The following is a 23241-nucleotide window of genomic DNA, read 5'->3' as shown; positions in this document are numbered from 1 at the left end:
GTCGGCGCCCGCCGCCAGCAGCGCCGCCACCGCCTTGGCGTAAAGAACACTCACGAACGGCGAAGGGCGGGACGCACGACGCGGCCCGCCCTTCGTTCGCTTCGACGCCGCTCAGGCGTCCAGCACCTGGCCCTCACGGCGCACGACCGGGGGCTCGACGGACCACGGGAAGTTGATCCACTCGTCGGTCTTCTTCCAGACGTACTCGCACTTCACGAGCGAGTGGCTCTTCTCGTAGATCACGGCGCTGCGCACCTCGGCGACGTGGTCGAGGCAGAAGTCGTGGACGAGCTTGAGCGTCTTGCCGGTGTCCGCGACGTCGTCGGCGATCAGGACCTTCTTGTTGGAGAAGTCGATCGCGTTCGGGACGGGGGAGAGCATGACCGGCATCTCCAGCGTGGTGCCGACGCCGGTGTAGAACTCGACGTTCACCAGGTGGATGTTCTTGCAGTCCAGCGCGTACGCCAGGCCGCCCGCGACGAAGACGCCGCCGCGCGCGATGGAGAGGATGATGTCCGGCTCGTAGCCGTCGTCCGCGATGGTCTGCGCCAGCTCACGGATGGCCTGCCCGAAGATCGGGTAGGTCAGGTTCTCGCGGATGTCACTCACTGTTGCTCTTCGCCTTGTCCCTGGTCGCTCAGACCTGCGTGCGGTGGAAATTCTGGAAGGACCGGGAGGGCGTCGGCCCGCGCTGGCCCTGGTAGCGGGAGCCGTGCTTGGCGGACCCGTAGGGGTGCTCGACGGGCGAGGTCAGCCGGAACATGCACAGCTGCCCGATCTTCATCCCCGGCCACAGCTTGATCGGCAGCGTGGCCATGTTCGACAGCTCCAGCGTCACGTGCCCGGAGAAGCCGGGGTCGATGAAGCCGGCCGTGGAGTGCGTCAGCAGGCCGAGCCGGCCCAGGCTGGACTTGCCCTCCAGGCGGGAGGCCACGTCGTCGGGGAGCGTGATGACCTCGTATGTCGAGGCGAGCACGAACTCACCGGGGTGCAGGATGAACGCCTCGTCGCCCTCCGGCACCACCTCACGCGTGAGGTCCGCCTGCTCGACCGCGGGGTCGATGTGCGGGTACCGGTGGTTCTCGAACACCCGGAAGTAGCGGTCCAGCCGCACATCGATGCTCGAGGGCTGCACCATCGATTCGTCGAACGGGTCGATGCGCACGCGGCCGGCGTCGATCTCGGTCCGGATGTCCTTGTCTGAGAGAAGCACGGGTCGAGGATACGCGGAGAAGTGGGACAACGCGGGCCCGGTCCGATCGGACCGGGCCCGCGCCCGTCTCTCGTCAGGTCCCTGTCAGCGCTTCTCGGGCGCCACCGGTACGGAATGCCGCAGCCGGGCGCAGCGCGGGCAGCGCAGGAGCCGCCCGGGGCCGATCCGGCCGGGTCCGAGATTCTGCATCGGGAACGAAGCGGTGCTGAACACGTGCCCTTCGGCACAACGAACGACGGTGCGCTCCATCGAGCTCCCTTTCCCCATGGCGGTACTGAATGAGTGCCTCCGGCACGACGGACAAAAGCCACATTAGGGGATGCATGGGACTCGCTCGAAGGCGGCACTCCCGGAAGCTCCCCGGCGTCTTGCCCGCCCCCACGGTACGCCCCAACTCCCGCCCACCCGGGCCGCATCCCCACCGGCCCCATCGACCCCACCCACAGCAAGAAGACCCCCGCGATGAATGCGTCGGGGGTCTGCGATGGGGTAGAGTGTGCGACGATGCGACGCTCCGAGCGGGCGCCTTCGCGGGTGTAGTTTAATGGTAGAACATGAGCTTCCCAAGCTCAGAGCGCGAGTTCGATTCTCGTCACCCGCTCCACGCACTTCTCTCGAAGCCCCAGGCCGCCGGCCCGGGGCTTTCTTGTTGGGCGAGCCGCGTGCGGGTGTTGTGCGCGGGTCCTGAGCGCCCGCGCGCGGTCAGGTGAGCGCGTCCGCCGCCGTCGTCAGCCAGTACGTGACACGCAGCGAGTCGTCGACGTGCACCCCCTTGGCCTGGAGGGCGGCCTCCGCCATCTTGTCGCTGCCCTCGAAGCCGATCTCCAGGCTCTGGACAGTGCGGCCCTCGCCGCCGCTGCCGTCGCCCGCGGAGAGGATCACACCCGCGTAGCCCTTCCCGCCCGGGGCGAGGGAGGTGACCGCCTGCGGCTTGGTCGTCTCCATGACCGGCGGGACGGACTGGGCGCCCTCGAACTTGACGATCGGATAGCCCGTCAGGTCACACATCTTGGATCCCGTGTTGGTGATCGTGAGCAGCATGTGGTTGAGGGGGCGGGAGACCGGCGTGGCGATGATCTCGGTGTTGTCGGCGGTGCAGGGCACGCGCTTCCGCGGGGCGTACGGGTCGCCGGTCGGGGAACCGTGGCCCTCGCCCTGGCCGGCCCGGCCGGGAGTGCCCTTGCCGTTCGCCCCCTTCTCTCCGGGGGCCGCGGAACCGGCCGGTCGGCCGGGCTTCCGGGCCGGCTCGCTGTCGGCCGCCGACCCCGAAGGCTGGGCCGCCTCGACGGGCTGGGAGGCGGCGCCCTCCTCGCGGGTTCCCCCTCCGCTCTCGCACCCCGCCAGGGCGAGTGCGGCGAGCGCGACGGAGGCAGCGAGCAGACGGGGGTGGCGGACGGAGGCGCGCATGGCGGATCTCTCTTCATGGGGAGGGCAGCGGGGCGCCGTTCGACCGGATCCGGGAGCGGCGTGCTTGGATGACGAAAGCTTGTGCGACGCCGCGTCCCGGGCGCCAGCACAACCGGCCGGTTAGGGACGCCGGAACGCTCGCACGGGCTCTGACCTGGGGGAATAGGTGTTCCCTGAAACGGGGACATGGGACGGAGGGGTGTCGTGGGGGCAAGCGGTCTCGCGGATCTGCTGCGGGCGCTGAAGGAGCGGTCGGGCCTGAGTTACGGGGTGCTGGCCAAGCGGCTGCACGTCAGTACGTCGACCTTGCACCGGTACTGCAACGGGACCACCGTGCCGACGGAGTTCGCTCCGGTGGAGCGGCTGGCCCGCCTGTGCAAGGCCACTCCGGAAGAGATGATGCAGGTCCACCGGCAGTGGATCATCGCGGACGCGGCGCGCGGCCGCAGGACGGAGGCCGACGGAGCGTCAGCCGACGCCGCTCGGCCGGGGCCGGGAGCCGTGGATCCTCCCGAGGGGACGACTGCCGCTCCTCGGCCGGAACCCGTGGCACTTCCGGAGGGGACGACCGCCACGCCTCCGGCGGAGACCACGACTTCGCCCGAGGAGGCTTCGGCACCGCGGGAGCCGGCCGTACCGGTCGGCCGCCCGAAGCGGGAGCGGCGACCCCGGAAGGGCGCCATGGCCGCCCTGGCCGTCGCCTGCGTCATGGGCGTGATCGGCTCCGCCGCGCTCGCCGTCGGCCTCGTCGGCGGCGATTCCGGCGACGGCGGGAAGAAGGAGACCGCCGCGGCGCCCTCGTCGAGGAAGGGCGGCCCAGCCGTGCCCGGGAAGCCCGGACAAAGCCCGTCCGGCCCGCCGTCCGCCTCCCCGCGGGAAGGGGATCCCGCCCCGTCCGCAGGACCGGACGGCTCCGCGTCACCTTCCTCCCCCGGCAAACGGGAGAGCGGCGGAGGCAAGGGCGACGGCGCACGCGACGACAAGGCCGGCGAGGACGGGGGCGACGCTCCCCTGACCGCCCACACCCGGCCCTACGCCTACGAGAGCCCCTGCTCCCAGCGCTTCCTGGTCAACCGGAACCCCGGCGAGATGCCGAAGCCCCCCATCGAGCAGGACGCGCCCGCCTGGGCGTCCGAGCTCGGCGCCGTCTCCGCCGACAACCAGTTCATCAAGATCACTTTGCAGGGCGCCGGCAAGGACACGGTCGTACTCGAGGAGCTTCACGTCCGGGTGGACGGCACGAACGCCCCGCTCGCCTGGAACGCGTACGCCACGGGTGTCGGATGCGGCGGTGACGTGGCGACGCGGGCCTTCGGCGTCGACCTCGACGCCGGGTCGCCCTCCCTCACCCCGGTGGCCGGTCAGCGCGACTTCCCGTACAAGGTGAGCCGCACCGACCCCGAGGTCTTCTACGTCAAGGCCGACGCCAAGCAGCGCGACGTGCGGTGGCACCTCGAACTCCAGTGGTCCGGCGGCGGCCGGCGCGGGACCCTCCGGATCGACGACCAGGGGAGGCCCTTCCACACCAGCGGTTCCGCGGGCAGGCCCTCGTACCAGCAGCCGCCGGGGAGCACACGGTGGGAACCGGCACCCACGGACTGACCTTCCACGTTCCACCGAAGCGTTCCACGGTCCGGCGTTTCCTCAGGCCAGACCGTGTACGACCGTCCCGGCGTCCCGAACGGCCGGGCGGGCCTTGAAGCCGGGACGGGCGACGCCGCAGGCTGCTCATGCCTCGGGGAACTCCGGGGCGACCACCACTCACTGACAGCCCCTCAGGAGATCCTCATGCGCTTCGCACGCCTCATCGCCTCCGCCGCCCTGTCCGGCGCCGCCCTTCTGGCCACGGCGGCCGTGCCCGCCCAGGCCGCACCGCGGGCGGAAGCCGGCCCGGCCCGGGCGCTCTGCTCCACCACGACCGCCGACTTCACCGTGCGGAACGTGAGCCGCCCGATCAATCACCAGCTGCTGACCGTCACCAACACCGGCTCCGGGTCCTGCACCCTCCTCAAGGCCCCGCTCCTGGCCTTCGACGACGACACGTACGTCGGCGCCCGGGCGATCGAGGAGTCCGCGCCGCAGGTGGTCGTGACGCTCAAGCCGGGCGAGTCCGCCTACGCGGGCGTCCGGCTGTCGTCCGCCGACGGCTCCGGGGAGAACGGGCGTCATGTCCGTACCCTGCACGCCTTCCTCGACAGCGGCGAGGGCTCCGAGGGCGGGCCCGACTCGATCGCGCTCCCGGAGGGCACGTGGATCGACGACAGCGCGGCGGTCACCTACTGGCAGGCGGACGTCTCCGACGCCCTGGTGTGGTGACGGCGGCATCCCCCGGGCTCCCGTCCCCGCGCCATCCATGAAGGCCCAGGCCGATGCCCTGGGCCTTCATGGTGCCCTCCGGCCGCTTTCGCCACGCTTGTCCCGCGCGTGCCCACGACCGCCAAGCCGCCCCGGCACTCCTGCCTTTAGTCTTGGGGCCGCCCGATCACGAACGGGCGAACAGACGGACAACGGCGGATCGGAGCATGCGGTGACGGCGGGGGAAGCGAACGGCGACGAGCTGATAGGCAAGGTGCTCGGGGGGCGTTACCGGGTGACCGCGATGATCGGGCGCGGCGGCATGGGAGTGGTCGCCCGGGCGATCGACGAGCTGCTGAACCGAGAGGTCGCCGTCAAGGTCCTGCGGGCCTTCACCGACGCCTCCGGGCCCGAACTGGCCGATCTGCGGACCCGGATGCGGCGGGAGGCGCAGGCCGCCGCCCGTATCCGGCACGGCGGCGTGGTCACCGTGCACGACGTGACCGAGGAGGACGGCCTGCCGGTCATCGTCATGGAACTCGTCAACGGGCCCTCGCTCGACGATGTCCTGATGGAGCGCGGCATGCTGGAGCCGCACGAGGCCGCGGCGATCGGTGCCAAGCTGATGGACGCGCTCGACGCCGCGCACCGGGTCGGCGTACTGCACCGGGACGTCAAGCCGGGAAACGTGCTGCTGGAGCACGGCGAGCGAAGCGAGACGGGGGTCCCCCCGGCCGGAGGCTGGGGGAGGGTCGTGCTCACCGATTTCGGCATCGCCAGCATGGAAGCCTCCGGCGACGACGCCATGGACAAGCTGACCCGCAGCGGTCAACTCGTCGGCTCCCTCGACTACCTGCCGCCGGAGCGCGCGCAGGGCACGGAGCCCGGCCCCGCGTCGGACATCTGGTCGCTCGGCATGACGCTGTACGCGGCGGTGGAAGGCACGTCGCCGTTCCGCCGCACGTCCGTGTGGTCCACCTTGTCGGCGATCGTCACCGAGCCCCTGCCGGAGCCCCGGCGGGCGGGACCGCTCGCGCCGGTGCTGCGGGCGCTGATGGCCAAGGAGCCGGAGAGCCGGCCGACCGCCGACCAGGCGCGCGAGATGCTGGAGCGAGTGGCCGCGGGCAGGACGACGAACCTCGCGCCGCCGCCCCCCGCGCAGGCCGTCGCCCCGACGCCGACGCAGGTCACCGCCCCGGCGCCGCCGCCCGGATTCGGTGCCGCGGCGCCGTTCCACCAGCCTGCCCCGCCGCCCCCGCACAGCGGCTTCCCGCCGCCTGGTGTGCCGCACACGCTTCCGCAGCCCAGCGACGCTCCCGGCACCGGCACCGGCCGCGGACGGCGTCGCGGCCGGACCCTCATCGCGGCGGCGGCCGCCGCCGTCGTGCTCGCCGGGGGCGGCGTGACGTACGCCCTGACCGGCAAGGACGGCGGCACGAGCGATGACCGGGCACAGGCGGTGCCGCAGGGGGGAGGCTCCCCGACGGGCGGCGGTCAGCCGGACGGGGGCGGAGTGGTCACCGGCGTGCGCCCCCCGAGCGCCTCGGCGTCCCCGGGCTCCCGCGGGAAGCCGTCCGGCGCACCCTCGCGCTCGGCGTCTCCGAAGGCCAAGCCCAGTGCGACGGCGAAGCCGAGTCCGGTGTCGACGAGTTGCGGCGGCTGGAGCCACCAGGACCCGAAACCGGGCGCCTACGGCTATCTGTCCGGCAGTTACCACCTCACGACGGGCCCGTACCAGACATGCCCGGCCGTGTCCCTGGCCAAGTCCGGCACGAAGCTCTGGTACCACTGCTCCGTCGTCAACGCCCACGGCAACAAGTGGATTTACGTCCGCGTGGAGGGCACCACCACCTCGGGCTGGATGTCCGGCGACAACCTCACCCGCCAGAGCGGCCAGCCGGTCCACTGCTAGCCTCGCCCATCCCCCTGCCCGACCTCACAGCCGTAGCGTCAGCGTGCCCTCCGGTCCGGAGTCGATGCGGCAGTGGAAGCCGCGGCCGATTCGGTCGAGGGTGTTCCGCAGCCACTCGGTGTCCTCGCGGGAGGCGGGGCGCAGGCGCATGCGGTGGGCCTGGAAGGGGATGATCCGCAGGTCGGTGAGGGTGCCGGTGTCCGGTTCCAGGGTGGCGAGGTAGAGCGGCCGCAGGTCGTCGCGGTAGTGCTCGTAGCCGGTGATGCCCTCGTAGTCGTCGATGAAATCGCCGCACCCGTAGAGGACGAGCTTGCCTCTGTAGACCTCCAGCGGGCGGGGGTGGTGCGAGGAGTGGCCGTGTACGAGGTCCACGCCGCCGTCGATCAGGGCGTGCGCGAAGGCGACCTGGTCGCGGGGGACGGCGTAGCCCCAGTTGGAACCCCAGTGGACCGAGGCCACCGCGACGTCGCCGGGGCGCTTCACCCGCCGTACCCGGCCGATCACCTCGGCCGCGGCGGCGTCCGACGGCCCGGCCACGTACGCGACGCCGCTCCGGTCCCCGGTCGCGGCCCATGAGCCCGGGATGCCGCTGGACGGCATCCCGAAGGAGAGGACCAGGACCCGGCGGCCCCCGCCGCCGGGGACGAGCGCGGGGCGCCACGCCTCGTCGGCGTCGCGCCCCGCTCCCGCCGTCCGCAGTCCCCCGCCCGCCAGGGTGTCGAGCGTCTCTTCGAGTCCGCGGCGGCCGAAGTCCAGGACGTGGTTGTTGGCCAGGACGCAGACGTCGGGACGGGCGGCGGTCAGGCAGGGGAGGTTGGCGGGGTTCATCCGGTAGTGGATCCCCTTCTCCGGTGAGAAGTCGCCGTGGCGCGTGACGCCGGTCTCCAGATTGATCACGCGGGCGGTGGGGGCGGCTTCGTCGAGCGCGCGCAGCGCGTCGCCCCAGGGCCAGGAGAAGTCGACCGGGCGGGGAACGGGGCCGTTCGCCGCCTCCGCCAGCTCGACGTAGGCCGTGGCGTCCCGTACGTACCCCTCGCGCAGGGCCGGGTCACCGGGGTGCGCGAGGATCCGGTCGACGCCGCGGCCGAGCATGACGTCGCCGCAGAGGGAGACCGTTACCGGGTCGCTTCCCATTCCTCCAGGTTAGGCCCGTATGTCCCGATGAGCGCAGAGTTACGTGCGTGAACGGTGACGTGCTTGGCCGGAGGGATTGGCTGCCTCGCGGCCGGCGGCCGCTTACCGCTTCGCGCCGCGGTTGAAGACCGTTCGTGCCCATGCGTAGCCGACCAGGGTGAGGCCGACGCACCAGGCGAGCGCCAGGAGACCGCTGTCGCCGATCTCGGTGCCCATCAGCAGGCCGCGCAGCGTCTCGATGACGGGGGTGAAGGGCTGGTACTCGGCGAACCACCGCAGCCCGCTGGGCATGGACTCCGGCGGGACGATGGCGCTGCCGAGGAAGGGCAGGAACGTCAGCGGCATGGGCATGTTGCTGGCGGACTCGACGGTCTTGGCCACCAGTCCCATGGCCGCCGAGAGCCAGGTGAGCGCCAGGGTGAGGAGGGCCAGGACGCCGACGGCCGCGATCCACTCGACGGGGGTGGCGTTGGGCCGGAAGCCCATGAGCAGCGCGACGCCGGTGACGAGGGCGACACTGACCATCGTCTGGATCACGCCACCGACGACGTGTCCGGTCAGGAACGACGCGCGGGAGATCGCCATCGTGCGGAACCGGTTGACGATGCCTTCGGTGATGTCGACGCACACGCTGATCGCGGTGGACAGGGCTCCGGAGGTCGCGGCCATCAGGATGATGCCGGGTGCGACGTAGTCGATGTACTCGCCTCCGTCGCCGGCCGTGCCGCCGATGCCGGTGCCCAGGGCGCCGCCGAAGACGTAGTTGAAGAGCAGCAGCATCACGAGGGGCATCGCGACGACCGAGACCGTCATGCTGGGGTAGCGCAGCGCGCGCTTGAGGTTGCGCCGCAGCATCGTCAGCGAATCGCGGGACGCGTAGGACAGGGTGCTCATCGTGCGCTCTCCTGGGGGGCGGGCCGGTTGGTGAGGGTGAGGAAGACGTCGTCGAGGTCGGGCGTGTGCACGGTGAGCGCCTCGGCCTCGATGGAGGTGTGCTCAAGGGCGTCGAGGACGGCTCGCAGGGTGGGGATGTCGCCGTCGCCGGGGATGTCGAGGGTGAGCGCTTCGTCGTCGCGCGCCACAGCGCAGCCGAAGAGGGCGTCCGCCGATTCGAGCCGCTCGGTGTCGGCGAACCGGAGCCGGATGCAGCCCCCGGGGATGCGGCGCTTCAGCTCCTCCGCGGTGCCCTCGGCGATCAGCTTCCCGTGGTCCAGGACGGCGATGCGGTCGGCGAGTTGGTCGGCTTCGTCCAGGTACTGCGTGGTCAGGAAGATGGTGACGCCTTCGTCGTCGACCAGGCCGCGGATGATCTCCCACATGGTGCGGCGGCTGCGCGGGTCGAGTCCGGTGGTCGGCTCGTCGAGGAAGATGACGCGCGGGTCGCCGACGAGGGTCATCGCGAGGTCGAGCTTGCGGCGCATGCCGCCGGAGAAGGTGGCGACCGGCTTCCTGGCCGCCTCGGTCAGCTCGAAGCGGCGCAGGAGCTCGGCGGCGCGGCGGCGGCCCTCGCGGCGGGGCAGGTGGTGCAGGTCCGCCATGAGGAGCAGGTTCTCCTCGGCGTTGAGCAGGTTGTCCACCGCCGAGAACTGTCCGGTGACGCCGATCGCGGCGCGTACGGCGTCGGCGTCACCGGCGAGGTCGTGGCCCGCGACGTGCGCCTGGCCGGCGTCGGCGGCGATGAGGGTGGAGAGGATCTCGACGGTGGTGGTCTTGCCCGCGCCGTTGGGTCCGAGGAGGGCGAAGACCGTGCCCTCGGGGATGCGCAGGTCGATGCCGTCGAGGACGACCTTGTCGCCGTAGGACTTGGACAGGCCGGTGACTGTGATCGCCGTCGGGGCGGAGGGCGTGGGCAGTGGAGACGCGGTCAGGGCGGTCATGGCTCTCCCATCTCTGTTCTGTTGTGGTTGCTGCGCGGTGATGTGTGGGGTCGTGGCTGAGTTGCGGCCTGGGGTGTGGTGGCTGTGCCGGGGCCTGGTGTGTGGCGGCCGCGCTACGGCATGCGGTGCGTGGCGGCCGCGCTATGGCCGGGTGGGTGGCGGCCGCGCTGTGACGCGTTCGGTCGCGGGCCGGGTCAGGCGCGGCGGATCACGATGTCGCCGACGCTGGTGTCGGCGTGGACCTCCACGGTCTCGGCGGCGCCCTCGGGCCCGCCGGACGCGTCGAGGGAGTTGCGCACACTGCCGTAGCCGGTGTTGATGTCGAGCCAGGCGGCGGTGGCCTCGCGGATGCCGATCTCCAGGTCGCCGGCGGCGCTCTGGAGGTGGATCCGGCCGCGTGCCACGTCGCCGACCCGGATGCTGCCGTTGGCGGACTTGGCGTCGACTCCGGCATGCGCGACGCCGACGGAGATACGGCCGTTGGCGGAGTTCACCCGCAGGTGGCCGGTCACCTCGCGGATCGTGGTGTCGCCGTTGCCGTTCTTGACCGTCGCCGTGCCGGTGACCTCGCCGACGTCGATCCGGCCGGCTCCGGTGACCTCGGCGTCCCCGCTCACGCGGTCGACGCGGATGTCGCCGTAGCTGGTCTTCAGGGACACCGTCGCCGCCTCGTCCAGCTGGATGTCACCGAAGGAGGTCTTGAAGTCGCACTTCCCCAGGCCGCCTTCGCAGGCGAGGTCCGCCATCGGCGAGGAGCCCTGGATGTCCGAACCGACCGGCAGCTCGATGGTCACGTCGAGCGCGCCGCTCTTGCCGAACAGCGACCGCTTCTTCGGTCCCTTCACCACCAACGTGCCGCCGGAGAAGGTGACTTTGGTCTGCTGCGCGGCCCGTACGTCGATGTCCTCGGCGCCGTTGCGCGGCCGCACCTCGACGACGGTGTCGGTGCGCTTGCTCGCGGTGATCCGGGCGGTCCCCATGTCGAATTCGAGGATGACGGAGATCGGTCCGGTGGTGTCGAAAGTTGGCATGGCTGTCCCGTCCTCATGGCTCTGGCGTGTGTTCCCGCTGGTGGAGCGGGTGAAGGGTGACGTGGTGCGGTGCGCCCGGCGGGGCGTACCGGGGGGCGGGCTAGCGCACCCAGCCCGTGAAGCCCTGCCGGCTCCGGGAGTGGCTGTTGCGGCCCGGGGCACGGACGGGCTCGCCGGGTTCCAGGGCGGTGGCGACGGCCCGTACGAGCCAGGCGTTGACCGAGAGGCCCTCTTGCCCGGCGGCGTCCTCGACCCGGGTCTTGAGGTGGGCGGGGAGGCGGAAGTTGATGCGGGCGGTGGCGCCCTCCTCGCCCTCCGGGGAGGCGGCCGGCACCGGCGGCGGCGCGATCTCGCGCTGCTCGGCCTCCGGGTACGGCTCCTTGGTGGGCGGGGCCGTCACCACGAACTCGGGGTCCAGCCCCCGCAGCCGCACGTCGACCGAGCCCGGCGCCAGGTCACGGGTGACCTCGTCCATCGCGGCGGACAGGGCGTTCAGCAGGGTGAGCCGGGCGGCGGATTCGAGGGGTGCGGTGAGACGTTCGGCCAGCGCACGGGCTTCGTCGCCGCCGGCGTCGGCGGCGACCGCGAGCTCGTGCCGGAGGTTGTCGACATACGGCGTGAGGTCCATGACGCCATCATGGCACCATGATGGCGCCATCGCAACACTTGATGGCACAGAGTTGGCGCCGATGGCGCCACAGTGGCGTCACTCAGGGCGCCACCAAGGGCTGAGCCCCATAAATCAGCAGGTCAGGGGTCGAGAGCTCAGGGAGCCACCTTGAGTACGTTCGTGGTCCGGCGCAGCAACCCCGGCACATCCGCGTCCCGTACGCCGTCGAGTTGCCACTGCCCGATCTGTACGGACGCGTCGACGACACCGCGTACGCGCGGCATGCGGCGGTCGCGGTAGGCGGTGAGCAGGTCGTCGTCCCAGGTGTCGTGGGAAGTGAGCAGCTCGGCGAGGACCGAGGCGTCCTCCAGTGACATGGCCGCGCCCTGGCCGAGGGTGGGCGGGCAGGTGTGGGCGGAGTCGCCGGCCAGGACGATCCGGCCGCGGTGCCAGGGGCCCTCCACCAAGTTCCGTTGCGCCCGCGTGTAGTTGACGTGCGCCGGATCGTCGATCGACGACCGGATCCCGTTCCAGTGGCCGCCGTAGCCGGCGGCGAGACGGCGCATCTCGGCGGCGTACGAGGCGGGGTCGACGGGCCCCCGGTCACGGTGCGGTTCGACGAGGTAGGCGTACATCGTGCTCTCGCCGGTGGGACAGAAGCCGGCGACCAGGGCGGGGCCGCCGTACGCGAGGTGGGTGCGGGTGACGCCGGCCGGGCGGGGCACGGAGGTGCGCCAGATCGCCAGGCCGGTGGGGGTGGGCCGGTCGGTGATGCCGATCAGTTCGCGGGTGCGGGAGTGGACGCCGTCGGCGGCGACGACCAGGTCGTACCGGCCGCGGGTGCCGTCGGTGAAGGACACCTCGACGCCGGTGGCGTCCTGCGCCAACCGGTCGACGGTGTGGCCGAGGCGGACATGGGCGCCCGACGCCCGTACGGCCTCGATGAGGATCTTCTGCAGCACGGGCCGGCCGATCCCGACGGCGGCCGGGAGGTCGTCGCCGCCGGTGCGCAGGTCCCGCTGGGTGGAGAGCTCGGCGCCACCGGGCGTGATGAGGGTGACGCCGTCGGTGACATGGCCCTGCTCGCGCACCTGCCGCCAGACGCCGACCTCGCGCAGCACGCGCAGGGCGTTGCCCTGGAGGGTGATGCCGGAGCCGGTCGTGGCGTTCCAGTCGGCCTTGGCCTCGACGAGGTCGACGGCGACACCGGCTCCGCGCAGCAGGACCGCGAGCGCGGTGCCGGTGACGCCTCCGCCGACGATCAGGACGGTGCGGGGGCGGCGGGGGCGGGGGTGGAGAGGGGGCATGGTGCGGATTTCTCTCGTTCGGGGGCGGCGCGTCCTCGGCGGCGCGTCCTCATGGGCGGGCGGGCGTCGAGGGAACGGCTGGGAGCAGCGGTGGCTGGAGGGAACGGCTGGGGGCGACGGTCGCGGCCCACGCCCCAGCCGTGCCCCAGGGGTTACGCGAGCGGCTTGCGCAGGAGGAGCAGGAAGAAACGGGTCTTGCGGGCGGTGACGTCGCGGGCCGCCGGGAGGCCCGTGATCACACTGTCGGTGAACTCGGCGCCGAAGCGCTCCGTGAACTCCTCCCGCCGGTCGTGGCAGACCAGCGCCATGACGTTCATCGTCATGGCGAGGTTCGCCGAGAGGTCCTTCATCTCCAGCGTCTCGAAGCCGGCCCGGCCGACCATCTCGAAGAACTCCGGTAAGCGGGGCGGAAGGTTGGAGGCCAGCATCCCCTGGAAGACGGCGGTCTCGGCCTCCGTCAGGTCACCGGTGAGGACCGACTCCAGGACCAGGAGGTCCCCGCCGGGGCGCAGCACCCGCCACGCCTCCTGGAGGGCCTTCGCACGGTCCATGTGACAGAGGCTCTCCACCGCCCAGGCGCGGTCGAACGACGCGTCCTCGTACGGCAGGCGCATCGCGTCGGCGTACTCGAAGGTGAGCCGGTCGGTCAGCCCGTGGGTGGCGGCGAGCCGGTTGGCGCGGGCGATCTGGTCCTTGCTGACGGCGACGCCGGTGACCTTGGCGCCGCGCTGCTGGGTCAGCCGGAGGGCGGAGCGGCCGGTGCCGCAGCCGATGTCGAGGACGTGGTGGTCGGCGTGGGGGTCCAGGGTTTCGATGAGGTAGTCGGTGTAGCGGTCCTGGGCGCGCGACGACAGGTCGACCAGGTCCATGCTCGTGGGGTGGGGCTCGTCCGGCGGGAACCACAGGCCGCAGTGGACGCTCTCGCCGAGGGTCTCGTGGTAGATGTCGCCGAACCGGTCGTACCAATCGCCCACTTCCTCGGCGGTGACCTGTAATTCCGGGGCGGATTCCTGCGGCACGCTGTGCTCCTTCCAGGGATCGGCTGCCCGATCCAACAGCCCCTCCCGCCTGTCAGCGGGAGGGGCTGTCGAGGGCTGCCCGTACGGAGGTCCACGGCGGGCGCGATCAACCGTCCGCCGTGGTGAAGCCTCCAGCAGCCGCGAGGCCAGGGGCAAGGCCGCGTCCTCGGCCGGGGACGCGGCAGCGGATCTTTCCGGCCATCGGTGCGGGGTGGAGGTGACGGATGCGTTATTCCGGTGGCTGCTCGAAGGGTGGGGCGTCGGGAGCGTCGTCGAAGGTCCCGTCCTCGAACGGGGCCTCCTCCATGAGGTGTTCGGCGATGTCGTCGGCCCAGTTCTGGGCCCAGCGGTGCAGCTCGGCCCGCTGGGCGCGGTCGAGCCCGTACGCGGCGAGCTCCCTGTCGTCGAGCCACTCGGTCCCCGCGAGGCGGGCCTGGAGGTCGGTGAGGTCGAGGACGCCGTCGCGGGCGTGCCGTCGGCCCAACTCCTCCAGTTCGGTGTGCGACCAGCGCGCGGCCGCGGCCCGGACGTGTACGAGGTGCCGGGCGAGCCCGAGATCCGCGAGGGCGCGCACTTCGAGGCCGACGACGTCCTCGACGGCGGGTACGAGCCCGTACGCGCTCTCCACCGGCGGCCGCCACAGCGTCTCCTTGCGGAGGTCGACCGCGTGGCTCTCCCCCGACCCGGGGTCGGTCACGGTGAGCCGCGCGGCGAGGGGGTCGGCGGCCACGGGTTCCACGGGCTCGACCTGCCAGCCGCGCTCTTCCAGACCGGCGCGGAGGGCGGTGGCGAGGTCCGCCATGGGGGTGGGGGTGTCGGTGACGAGGTCCAGGTCGGCGAGGGGTGGGGCGGCGGGGCTTGGGTGGGTGGCTTCCGGGCGGGGGGCGTCGGGATAGGCGGCGGCCGCGACGGCGGATTCGGGGTCGTGGACCGGGAGGGCGCCGGTTGGGCGGTCGCCGGTCGTGGGGTCGCCGGCCGGCCCCTCGTCGGCCGGACGCTCGTCGGTCAGACCGTGCGCGCGTACGGCGTAGGTGCCGGCGAGGAGGAGCGGGTACGGCGCACCGATGGCGAGCACGTCGGGCAGCAGCCGTCGATGCGGCCCGTCCGTGACGGAGGCGGGCATGTCGGGCAGCATGATCGCGATTATCGCGGAAGGCGGGGCCTTCTCGCGGAAGGCCACCGTTGCAGGGCGAGGGAAGGTGGCCCGCCCCTACTCCTGCGGCTCGCCCTCGATGAGCTCGGTGACCCGCAGCAGCTCCGGCCGGATGTCCTCGGCCTCCGCCGCGTCGGTCGCGGCGAGGCGGCGCCACGCGGCGTGGGCGTTGCGCAGCGTCCGCCGGGTCTCCGCCAGCGGCGCCCGCGCGGTGTCGCGGCGTTCGGCCGTCCGCAGGTGGAGACGGGTGGCGGCGGCCCAGTCGTCCTGAAGCAGCAGCGACAGCCAGGCGCGGGTGCCGAGGGCGCCGATGGTGTGCGGGTGCAGCGGCCCGTACTCCCGGTCGACAGCCGCCTCCAGCTCCTTCGCGGCGACCGCGGCGGCGGCGAGGTCGCCACTCAGCTCGGCGGCGACGATGCGGGCGAAGCGGGGCGCGTGATGCGCGGGAAGCGCGGACTGCCAGCCGGCGGGGGGTTCCGCCGGGGAGGCGACCGGAAACGCGGGCTGCGGCGCGGGCGGCGAGGGTACGTGCGGCGGCACGGGCTCTCGTACGGGCGACTGCGCGGGCGGCCGCAGCACGGGCTCGACCACCGCCGGAGCGGGGACCGGAGCCGGGACCGAAGCAGGAGCCGGAGCCTGGACCGGAGCCGGGACCGGAATCGGATGCGGTGCCGACAGCGGCGTCACCGCCCCGTCGTGGTCGACGATCAACGGCCAGACGGACCCGTCCGGCTCCTTGGCGTTGATGCGTATGGGATGGCCGCGCCGGGCCGCCCGGACACTGATCTCGGCGAGGGCCGACGTCCGGGCGTCCTCACCCGGCAGGTACTCGACCGGCTCCCCCTCGATCGTCGCTTCGCCCGTTGCGTTGATGACGATGGTGTAGACGGGCGTCAGAGGGACCGAGTCGAGGTCCGTCACAACAGGCATGGTCAATCCTTACTTACTGCCGCTGCCAGCAGGCCGAGAGGTCCAAGGCACGCACGACGCCACGGACCTCACGGTAATGATGACCCGGATCACCCCCCGTTGGGGTAATAGGGGGGTGACCAGCCCAGATACTTGGCGTTCCACTTGGTCTCGATGTCGGTGGCGGGAACGATGGATATGGCGCCGGGGGTCACGATGTCGTTGGAGGCGATCTTTCCGTCACCCACATAGACGGCGACGTGCCCCGCCCGGTGCCCGGTGTCCCAGAACATCAGGGCGCCGGGAGGCGGATTGCGGTCACCGTCGTGCCGCATGTCCTTCGGCATCTCGATCTGGTAGTGGTCGATCGCGAAGTTCGTGCCGGACGACGGCCGCCCGTACGCTCTGGCCGTGAAGGCGAGGCACATCGCGAACCAGTTCTTGCGGCCACTCGCGGCCTCGTCCTTTGCCCACTTGATCGCTTGCTCGGTGGAGTAAGGGTTCTTCACGGAGGCGGGCCAGTCAGCCTTGCTGTCGTGGAACGGCTCGCCGGGCTTGCCCGGCTGGCCACCCGAGGTGTTGCAGTCCGCCGGGGGCTCGTCGGGGTCCTTGTCCTTGCCCTTGTTCGCGTCCTTGTCCCCGCCGCTGGTCCCCCCGGAATTCTTCTGCCCCGGCTGGGCCGGGTGTTCCTCGCCGGACCGGTCCAGGTCGATCCCGGCCTCCTTCGCGATACTGCGGGCCTGCGTCTCCTTCGGGCCGTAGGCGTGGGGAAAGCCGGACCGCTGCACCTTCTGGGCGGCGTCGTTGAGCGACAGGCTTTCCCACGGGACGTCGGTCAGCCCGGGCGGGTCGCCGCTGTCGCCGCCGAAGAGGAACATATGGGTCGCGTACTTGGGGTCCATGATCTGGTCCACGGTCCCCCAACCGGTCGACGTGCGCTGCTGGAACAGGCCCACCGAGTCGCGGTCACCCCTGCGGATGTTGTCCAGCTGCGACTCGGCGAGAGCGGTCATCAGCGCGATGAGCGTGGCTCGCCCGGGCAGTTTCCCGTCCTTCGCGACCTGGTCGATGATTTTGGCGTTGGCGACCTGCCTGGCACGCAGCTCCTTGTCGGCCCCGCCCGTGGCGTCGCCCTGCTGTCCGTTGCCCTGTGGCCCGTCGTCGGCGGGCTGTCCCCGCTCGCCGCAGCCGGCGGCGGCGGCCGAGCCGCCGCCGCCGAGGCCGGACACCGCGCCGAGCACGATGAGCGCAGCCAGGAAGGCGGCCATGAGGGGGAGCCCGACCTTGACCATCAGGGCACGCCGGGCTCCCCCCGCCGCGAGAGCGAGGGCCTGACGTCCGTCCACCGGCTCAGACCCCCAGGACCCGGCCCACGCGCCACGTGTCGCCGTTGCGCATGATCTCGGTGAGGAGGACCTTGTTCTCGTTGTACTTGCGGTAGCCCGCGACGGTCGTCTCCACCGTCACCTTGCGCCAGACCCGCGTGGGGGTGTCGGCCTGAGTGCGCACCCGGTCGTCGTCGGCGGGGCCGACGGTGACTCGGTTCACGGTGGCCACGCCGCCGTTGGAGACCAGCTCGTTCCACGACGGGTCGTCGAACTGTTGCAGGTTCTCGCTCAGGGCAGAGGTCATCCACGGCGCCGCGCGCCGCACCGCCGCCTTGTGGGTCTGGTCCACCGGGGGATTACGAGCCCAGTAGGCGCGCGCCCACCCCTCCGCCGTCTTCTCCGGCTTGCTGAGGTCGACCTTCAAGGATGGTGACGGGGTGGCCGGAGCCGCTGGTGTGCGGGACCCCTGGTCCGGCGTCGCCTCGGTCCGCGTGTCCGCCCTGTCGCCCGCCCGGACGACCTTCGCCGAGCCCTTGTCGTCCGGCCACCAGTGGGTGGCGGCCGCTCCCAGGGCGAGGAACACGACGATCACCACGATGGCACCACCCGCGGTGACCGGCTCCCGGCGGCGCTCCTCCGCGAGGCGCCGCTTGAGCTCCGCCTTCTGGTCCTGACGGTAGATCTTGCGGGCCCGGCGACGCAGGGACCGCTTCGGAGCCGTCTCGATCTCCTCGGGGTACTCGTACGGGGTCTTCAGCAGCTCACGCCACTCGGCCGGATTCTGCGGCCCCTGCTCCTTGCTCACGTGTTCCTCCTGCGGCGGCGACCGGCGGTGGGAGCCGGAGCGCCGACGGAACGATTCGCCTGTGCCGGACCACCGCGCCGGCTGGTGGTGGCGGCCGCCCTGCGGGCCTCACCGATGCGCTGCTGACGCGGCACGCTGCGCGGCCGCGGGGCCGAGCGGAAACGGGGGGCCTCCTGGGCGTTGCGGGTCTGTGGCGCCTGGCGGCGCCGCGCGGCGCCGTTCTGCGCCGCCGCGGCTCCCGTGCGCCCTGCCTGAGCGGCGCTGTTCTGGGTACGTTCGGCATTCGCCTGCTCGGAGCGGAGCGCGCCCCGCGGCCGGACGTTGCCCACGCCGGTAGAACGCCGCTCCGGCAGGGTCGCGACCGTCCTGCCGGCCGCCGCGCCGCGAGAACCTCCGGCACCGGCGCCCACGTTCGGCGCGCCGTCCCGGCCACCGCCACGGCCACCGCCCGACCGACCTGACCCGGCGCCGGCTGCCGCTCCGGCTCCCGCTCCGCCGCCCTGAGCCGGACGCTGGGCATTCAAGGTGGCCAACGACCCCACGGTCGCGGCACGGGCGGCCACGGCGCTGCCCATGTTCGAGACCCCCGCGCCGAGGGCCCTTCCACCGGCCTTGGCGCCGTTCACCGCGGCCGCACCGGCCTTCCTGCCGGCCCACCTGGCCGGTCGGGACGCCTGCTTGGCCGACCAGCCGGTGGCCTTGCCGGCGAGCCTGCTCGCCCTGCGCCCCAGCGCCATGCCGGCCGCCGAGGCTCCCGGGGACAACGCGCCCGTGACGCCGACGATGCTGTCCATCACGGCACGGAACTTGAACGCCACGATCGCACTGGTGATGCTGACACCGATGGCGGCGAAATAGCCGTACTTGCCCATCATCGAGATGCTCACGGTGTTCAGCACCAGGACGACGCCCAGCACCATCGTGCTCACGAACGACTGCAGGGCGAAGCCCAGCAGAGCGTCGAACCAGCGCAGGCCCCACTGCCGCGGCCTGCCCGGGATCACCCATAGACAGGCGAACACCACTCCCGCGAGGAGCAGCATCAGCGCGCCGATCAGCGAGGCGAGGGAGGCGAAGGCCAGGGCGATGGCGAGGATGGCGAACAGCACGGCGCAGATGAAGGCGGCGATCGCGACCGTGACACGGCCGGCGTTCTTGCCCTGCCGCCACTTCATGGCCGATTTGCCGATCTTCTCGTCGCTGAGCGTTTCGCTCAGGTACTGCTCACGCTTGTCATCGAAGTCGTCGTTGTCGGTCGGCTCGCCCGTTCCCTTGAGGGTGTTCTCGCCGAATTCCTTGCAGGTGTCGATGTTGCCGAATTCGGCGATGCACCAAGGGGTGACGACGTACGACCGCCAGATCGCGTCGCTGGACTTGCGAACCAGCTTGTTCTTCTTCGAATCTTCGCTTTCCTTCTTGTCCTTCTGGTCGAGGTCCGGGCTCCCGCTGACGGCGAAGGGTTCCTGCACCTCGCTGTTCATGCCGGCGCTCGTGGCCTGCATGGCGATGCTGGAACCGACCTTGCGCACACTGTCGATGCCGTCGACCCATACGCCGGGGGTGTTGATCAGTGATACCGCCAGCACGCCCGAGGCGACCACCCAGCCGATTTGGCCGAGGCCGCTGCCGCTAGCCTTCCGGTGATTGCCCCAGGCCACCAGGGCTCCCACGGCCAGCGCCGAGGGCAGCAGGGTCTCGGAGACCGTGCCGCCGGCGCTGGAGATGGCCCGGGTGATCGAGTCGTGGATGTCCTGGACGTCGGTGAAACTCAGCGTCCACTGGACGGCGACCACGGCCGACTGAGTGACCCAGACGGTCAGTCCCATGAAGAGGTCGGCGATGCCGTTGAGCATGCTCCAGCCGATGTCCTTCCACCCCAGCTCGTTGTCGAGCCGGTAGTAGAGGGAGGCGCCGTACTGCTCGTAGAGGGTGGAGCCACCGCCCTTACCGACGCGGGGGGTGCGCAGGAGATCGCCGACGCCCGCGGGCGCGTACTTGTCGAACTTCTTGTCATCGGCCGCGGCGGCCCCTGCGGTCACCATCAACGTGGTGACCGCACCGAGGAGCGGTATCAGGAGGTTCCGGAAGCGGGGAAGTTTCATCCCTGAGACCCCATCAGGGAGCTGCGGACGGGGCTGGAGTCCGACATCGCGTCGTCCCGGATGTGCGTCTTCTGATCGACCAACCACTTGCCGTCGATCTTGACCATGCGCACGGCCCACCGGTAGGAGGAAGCCCGCGCACCGTCGGTGGTCTTCTTCGTGACCATCAAGCCGGCCCCCTCGGGATGGTTCCCGATCGGCGGTACGGTCACGGGCGCGCCCTCGGTGATCACGGTGGTGTTGGGCTCCGGTGTCTCACCGGGCTGGTCCCGGTAGCGCTCCACACATCCGTCGAGTCCGCCGTCGCCCTGTTTGTTCGGGGTCTCCAGGGCACACATCGTCCGTACGTCGTTGGCGAGGTACGCCTTCACCTGCCGGACGGCGGCATCCTTCATCGCCGCCTCGTCCTTCGCCCGCTCCCGTGCCTCCGCGTCCGCCCGGGAGCGTTCCTCCTTGCTGACGCCCGGGTTGCCGCGGCTCTCCCCGCCCTTGCCCTTGCCGTCGTGCGACGACGAGCACCCGGCGACCGCCAGGACCGATGCCGCCGCCACGGCCACTGCCGCGACCCGCCTCATGCGATTGCCTCCTGGGGCTCGGCCTTGCTCATGACCGCCGAGGCCGGATCCGCTATGGCGCCGGTCGTCTTCGGTGTCGTGTTCAGAAGCTGCAGCATCTCCAGCGAGGGCACGTCGAACTGCACGGTCGCGCTGCTGAAGCGGCGGTCGCGCATGATGCAGTGGCCGTGCCGGATCTCCTGCGTGACGTCCACACCGATGGCCTGGATGAGCTGCCGCGTGTGCGGGTCCTTCGGCAGGTCCAGCAGGGCCGCCATCGCGTCCTGCTGCTCGGGCGTCGTCAGCTGGAAGCCGAAGACCGTCGTCATCTGCTCCACCAGACCCGTCAGGCTCGCCAGCGACTCCGGGTCCTGGGTGTCCACGACCAGGGCGGTGTGCAGCGCTCGTCCCACTCGGGCGATGTACTGGAGGAACGAACTGCCCTCACGCGTGGCCGTGAGGACGTGCACCTCCGGCACCGCGACGACCTTGCGCAGGCCGCGCAGGTCCTTACGGCCGGCCATGCTGATGCCGTAGGCGAGCAGCGAGTGGACGAGCGCCACGGACAGGCGCTGGTGCACCGACCAGTCGTCACGGCCGTCGTCGGGGGACGGCAGGCTGATGCCGGGGACCTGGACCACCCACATGCCGGACGACGGAGTGAGCAGTGTGCTGCCGGAGGGCTTGCCCATGAACGGCGCGCCGAGGCCGGTGAGCGACAGCTCGAAGAGGGCGTCGCCGGCCTCCCGGGCCAGTTCGTCCTCGGACCGCCGCAGCCGCTCGATGACCTTCCACGTCGCCGGGTCGCCGTCGGCGATGACCTCGTTGACCGCGCTCTGGATCGGGGTCTCCGCGCCGCGCATCCGCAGGTGCTGCGGCAGCGCGATGCCCAGCTGGGCCGGCACCTCGGTCTGCGCGCGCTCGGCACTCTCGCCGGACAGCAGCGAGAACAGGTCGGCCACGCCCGCGTACTGGGCGCCCGTCTCGATGAGGTGGGCGTTGAGCCCGTACCGCTGGCCGGCCGAGACCAGCCCGCCCATGTCGCCCTTGAAGTCCAGGGCGAGCACGAACGAGCCGCGGAAGGCGGAGTCCATCAGCGACAGCATCATCGCCGTCGTCTTGCCGCGGCCGCTTCGGCCGATGAACGCGGTGGTTGTCGCGTCACCGCGCTCGGAGCCGCCGGTCAGGTCGTTGCGGACGACGCCCGGCGTCGAGCCCGTCAGGTAGCCGATGATCGGGCCGGTGTCGTCACCGACCGACGCGCCGCCCCAGAACCATGAGCCGGCGAACGCGCCGACCGTGCGCGTGTGCAACAGGTCCGGCACGCGCAGCATGTCGCCGGGCTGGGCCTCCAGCCACAGCTCGCGCTGTTCCTCGGCGGCGACGCTGACCTCGATGCCGATACCGCCGTAGAAGCCGATGACGGCGTCGCAGCGGGCCCGCAGGTCGTCGAGGGAGACGTCGCTGGTGACGATCAGGCGCGGATGGTCCTCCATCAGCGTGACGTCCTCGCGCTTCATGTCGCGCGAGAGGGCCGTCATCGTCTCCTCGGTCTCCTCGATCTCCTGCGCGGTCTCGCCGGCGGAGTGCTTGGCGGCGCTCTGCCGCTGCTCCTTGGCGAGTCGGCGGACCTCGTCGATCTGCTTCAGGGCGTCCCGCTTGTGCAGCACCTTGAAGCGGACGGACGGCTCGGGGTTGACCGGCTTGACCTGGATTTCCGGTGTGTACTCGTCCTCGTCCCGGTACTCGGGCACGTAGGTGATCTCGGCGACGGCCCGCAGCCATTCGCCCGCTCCGGGCGACTCCATCTCCTCGGGGAAGCCGTCCATGGTGAGCACGGCGGTCCAGGAGGTGGTTTCGCCGCGCTGGTCGACCAGGCGCAGGTGGTCGGGGTACGGCAGCACGCGGCCGCGCGTGAGCTGGGCGAGCTTGGCGCCGGTGATCATTCCGTCGGCGTCCGGGTTGGGCAGGACGGTGTCGCGGCGCAGCTCGCGCGCGATCGTCCAGGCCAGCATCTCGACGGTGGCCGGCTGCGCCTTCCACGGGGTCGTCTCCAGTTGGCGGCCCAGGCGGCGGGTGAGCGCGTCCAGTCGGGCCATCTCCTTCTGGGACACCGACGTCGAGCCGATGCCCAGTGCTTCCTGCATGCCTCTGCTGCCGCGGGCCTTGGCCTGGGTGGAGCGCTCGGAGATGCGCACACCGAGCAACAGCAGACGCGTGGGAAGTTCGAGCTGATCCAGCCGCTCGACCCGCATGTCGGCCCAGTCCGCGAAGTTGCCCGCCGAGAACAGGCTCTCCGCCTCGGTACGGTACTCCTCCGCGTTCAGCGGCGCCCACAGGACCTTCAAGTGACAGTCGTAGCCCGCGAGCGTACGCGCCAGCGCGCTGCTGGCCTGGTCGTGCTCACCGTCGCGCGCCGACTCCGACATCAGGTCGGTGTTGGAGCTGCTCAGCACGAACCACGCCTCGGCGTGCGTCTCCGTGACGATCAGGCCGTCCGCCAGCGCGACATAGCGGGGCGGCGGAGCGGAGCGGTCGCCGTCGACCCCGAGGAATCGGGCGATGCCCTTGGTGAACTTCATGGC

The 23241-nt window shown here is 71.5% G+C and carries 21 protein-coding genes and 1 tRNA gene; 4 read left to right on the top strand and 18 right to left on the bottom strand.

Going from position 1 to position 23241, the window contains the following annotated elements; all coding sequences use genetic code 11:
* Positions 1–111: 111 nt before the first annotated feature.
* The 3 genes from ACZ303_RS02945 to ACZ303_RS02935 form a co-directional block, all read right to left on the bottom strand.
* The gene (locus ACZ303_RS02945; RefSeq protein WP_361886735.1) at positions 112–609 is read right to left on the bottom strand and encodes a phosphoribosyltransferase; all 498 of its coding nucleotides are present in this window, start codon (positions 607–609) and stop codon (positions 112–114) included.
* Between the two features lie 28 nt (positions 610–637).
* A complete protein-coding gene (gene dcd / locus ACZ303_RS02940; RefSeq protein WP_030366976.1) occupies positions 638–1213 on the bottom strand; it encodes a dCTP deaminase in 576 nt (191 codons plus the stop codon).
* 84 nt (positions 1214–1297) lie between these two features.
* The gene (locus tag ACZ303_RS02935) at positions 1298–1462 is read right to left on the bottom strand and encodes a hypothetical protein (protein ID WP_467334403.1); all 165 of its coding nucleotides are present in this window, start codon (positions 1460–1462) and stop codon (positions 1298–1300) included.
* A 281-nt stretch (positions 1463–1743) separates the two neighbouring features.
* Between ACZ303_RS02935 and ACZ303_RS02930 the strand changes: the two genes are divergently transcribed.
* Positions 1744–1817: transfer RNA gene (locus ACZ303_RS02930), tRNA-Gly, on the top strand.
* A 98-nt stretch (positions 1818–1915) separates the two neighbouring features.
* Here the strand turns inward: ACZ303_RS02930 and ACZ303_RS02925 are convergent.
* Positions 1916–2620 (bottom strand): DUF4232 domain-containing protein, encoded by a 705-nt coding sequence (locus ACZ303_RS02925; RefSeq protein ID WP_467334401.1) that lies wholly within the window; start codon positions 2618–2620, stop codon positions 1916–1918.
* 204 nt (positions 2621–2824) lie between these two features.
* Here ACZ303_RS02925 and ACZ303_RS02920 point away from each other — a divergent pair, with 204 nt between their 5' ends.
* The 3 genes from ACZ303_RS02920 (at position 2825) to ACZ303_RS02910 (ending at position 6827) form a co-directional block, all read left to right on the top strand.
* Positions 2825–4222 carry a helix-turn-helix domain-containing protein gene (locus ACZ303_RS02920; RefSeq protein ID WP_467334399.1) on the top strand — a complete coding sequence of 466 codons (1398 nt, stop codon included), beginning with the start codon at positions 2825–2827 and terminating at the stop codon, positions 4220–4222.
* Between the two features lie 186 nt (positions 4223–4408).
* Complete coding sequence (locus ACZ303_RS02915; protein ID WP_467334397.1) at positions 4409–4936, top strand: DUF4232 domain-containing protein; 528 nt, start codon at positions 4409–4411, stop codon at positions 4934–4936.
* Positions 4937–5147: 211 nt separating this feature from the next.
* On the top strand, positions 5148–6827 hold the full coding sequence (locus tag ACZ303_RS02910; protein ID WP_467334395.1) for a serine/threonine-protein kinase: 1680 nt from the start codon (positions 5148–5150) through the stop codon (positions 6825–6827).
* Positions 6828–6851: 24 nt separating this feature from the next.
* Here the strand turns inward: ACZ303_RS02910 and ACZ303_RS02905 are convergent, their stop codons facing one another.
* The 14 genes from ACZ303_RS02905 to ACZ303_RS02840 all read right to left on the bottom strand — a co-directional run bounded on the left by ACZ303_RS02905 (position 6852) and on the right by ACZ303_RS02840 (position 23238).
* A complete protein-coding gene (locus tag ACZ303_RS02905) occupies positions 6852–7961 on the bottom strand; it encodes a CapA family protein (protein ID WP_467334393.1) in 1110 nt (369 codons plus the stop codon).
* A 102-nt stretch (positions 7962–8063) separates the two neighbouring features.
* Complete coding sequence (locus tag ACZ303_RS02900; RefSeq protein ID WP_467334391.1) at positions 8064–8855, bottom strand: ABC transporter permease; 792 nt, start codon at positions 8853–8855, stop codon at positions 8064–8066.
* Complete coding sequence (locus tag ACZ303_RS02895) at positions 8852–9838, bottom strand: ATP-binding cassette domain-containing protein (RefSeq protein WP_467334389.1); 987 nt, start codon at positions 9836–9838, stop codon at positions 8852–8854. The genes ACZ303_RS02900 and ACZ303_RS02895 overlap by 4 nt, the downstream gene beginning before the upstream one ends.
* A gap of 194 nt (positions 9839–10032) precedes the next feature.
* A complete protein-coding gene (locus ACZ303_RS02890) occupies positions 10033–10869 on the bottom strand; it encodes a DUF4097 family beta strand repeat-containing protein (protein ID WP_467334387.1) in 837 nt (278 codons plus the stop codon).
* A 100-nt stretch (positions 10870–10969) separates the two neighbouring features.
* The gene (locus tag ACZ303_RS02885) at positions 10970–11497 is read right to left on the bottom strand and encodes a hypothetical protein (RefSeq protein WP_467334385.1); all 528 of its coding nucleotides are present in this window, start codon (positions 11495–11497) and stop codon (positions 10970–10972) included.
* A 137-nt stretch (positions 11498–11634) separates the two neighbouring features.
* Positions 11635–12786: an FAD-dependent oxidoreductase gene (locus ACZ303_RS02880; protein ID WP_467334383.1), complete on the bottom strand. Its 1152-nt coding sequence runs from the start codon at positions 12784–12786 to the stop codon at positions 11635–11637.
* 152 nt (positions 12787–12938) lie between these two features.
* Positions 12939–13805, bottom strand: coding sequence for a methyltransferase domain-containing protein (locus ACZ303_RS02875; RefSeq protein WP_467334381.1), 867 nt, complete (start codon positions 13803–13805; stop codon positions 12939–12941).
* A gap of 229 nt (positions 13806–14034) precedes the next feature.
* On the bottom strand, positions 14035–14940 hold the full coding sequence (locus tag ACZ303_RS02870; RefSeq protein WP_467334379.1) for a hypothetical protein: 906 nt from the start codon (positions 14938–14940) through the stop codon (positions 14035–14037).
* Positions 14941–15015: 75 nt separating this feature from the next.
* Positions 15016–15888 (bottom strand): hypothetical protein, encoded by an 873-nt coding sequence (locus ACZ303_RS02865; RefSeq protein WP_467334378.1) that lies wholly within the window; start codon positions 15886–15888, stop codon positions 15016–15018.
* An 89-nt stretch (positions 15889–15977) separates the two neighbouring features.
* Entirely contained in the window at positions 15978–17213 is a 1236-nt protein-coding gene (locus tag ACZ303_RS02860; protein WP_467334376.1) for a peptidase M23, read from the bottom strand.
* A gap of 4 nt (positions 17214–17217) precedes the next feature.
* Complete coding sequence (locus tag ACZ303_RS02855; protein WP_467334374.1) at positions 17218–18000, bottom strand: hypothetical protein; 783 nt, start codon at positions 17998–18000, stop codon at positions 17218–17220.
* Positions 17997–20102: a hypothetical protein gene (locus ACZ303_RS02850; RefSeq protein ID WP_467334372.1), complete on the bottom strand. Its 2106-nt coding sequence runs from the start codon at positions 20100–20102 to the stop codon at positions 17997–17999. The genes ACZ303_RS02855 and ACZ303_RS02850 overlap by 4 nt, the downstream gene beginning before the upstream one ends.
* Complete coding sequence (locus ACZ303_RS02845) at positions 20099–20677, bottom strand: hypothetical protein (RefSeq protein WP_467334370.1); 579 nt, start codon at positions 20675–20677, stop codon at positions 20099–20101. The genes ACZ303_RS02850 and ACZ303_RS02845 overlap by 4 nt, the downstream gene beginning before the upstream one ends.
* A complete protein-coding gene (locus tag ACZ303_RS02840; RefSeq protein ID WP_467334368.1) occupies positions 20674–23238 on the bottom strand; it encodes an ATP-binding protein in 2565 nt (854 codons plus the stop codon). The genes ACZ303_RS02845 and ACZ303_RS02840 overlap by 4 nt, the downstream gene beginning before the upstream one ends.
* Between the last annotated feature and the right edge of the window lie 3 nt (positions 23239–23241).

This window comes from Streptomyces sp. NPDC023527, from assembly GCF_055560115.1.
This window is presented reverse-complemented; position numbering and strand designations above follow the sequence as displayed.

Excerpts from the sequence above, each read along its gene's own strand:
- ACZ303_RS02935 (WP_467334403.1), bottom strand. The coding sequence starts at position 1,462 with ATGGAGCGCACCGTCGTTCGTTGTGCCGAAGGGCACGTGTTCAGCACC.
- ACZ303_RS02925 (WP_467334401.1), bottom strand. The coding sequence starts at position 2,620 with ATGCGCGCCTCCGTCCGCCACCCCCGTCTGCTCGCTGCCTCCGTCGCG.
- ACZ303_RS02915 (WP_467334397.1), top strand. The coding sequence starts at position 4,409 with ATGCGCTTCGCACGCCTCATCGCCTCCGCCGCCCTGTCCGGCGCCGCC.
- ACZ303_RS02905 (WP_467334393.1), bottom strand. The coding sequence starts at position 7,961 with ATGGGAAGCGACCCGGTAACGGTCTCCCTCTGCGGCGACGTCATGCTC.
- ACZ303_RS02900 (WP_467334391.1), bottom strand. The coding sequence starts at position 8,855 with ATGAGCACCCTGTCCTACGCGTCCCGCGATTCGCTGACGATGCTGCGG.
- ACZ303_RS02895 (WP_467334389.1), bottom strand. The coding sequence starts at position 9,838 with ATGACCGCCCTGACCGCGTCTCCACTGCCCACGCCCTCCGCCCCGACG.
- ACZ303_RS02890 (WP_467334387.1), bottom strand. The coding sequence starts at position 10,869 with ATGCCAACTTTCGACACCACCGGACCGATCTCCGTCATCCTCGAATTC.
- ACZ303_RS02885 (WP_467334385.1), bottom strand. The coding sequence starts at position 11,497 with ATGGACCTCACGCCGTATGTCGACAACCTCCGGCACGAGCTCGCGGTC.
- ACZ303_RS02880 (WP_467334383.1), bottom strand. The coding sequence starts at position 12,786 with ATGCCCCCTCTCCACCCCCGCCCCCGCCGCCCCCGCACCGTCCTGATC.
- ACZ303_RS02870 (WP_467334379.1), bottom strand. The coding sequence starts at position 14,940 with ATGCTGCCCGACATGCCCGCCTCCGTCACGGACGGGCCGCATCGACGG.
- ACZ303_RS02865 (WP_467334378.1), bottom strand. The coding sequence starts at position 15,888 with ATGCCTGTTGTGACGGACCTCGACTCGGTCCCTCTGACGCCCGTCTAC.
- ACZ303_RS02850 (WP_467334372.1), bottom strand. The coding sequence starts at position 20,102 with ATGAAACTTCCCCGCTTCCGGAACCTCCTGATACCGCTCCTCGGTGCG.
- ACZ303_RS02845 (WP_467334370.1), bottom strand. The coding sequence starts at position 20,677 with ATGAGGCGGGTCGCGGCAGTGGCCGTGGCGGCGGCATCGGTCCTGGCG.
- ACZ303_RS02840 (WP_467334368.1), bottom strand. The coding sequence starts at position 23,238 with ATGAAGTTCACCAAGGGCATCGCCCGATTCCTCGGGGTCGACGGCGAC.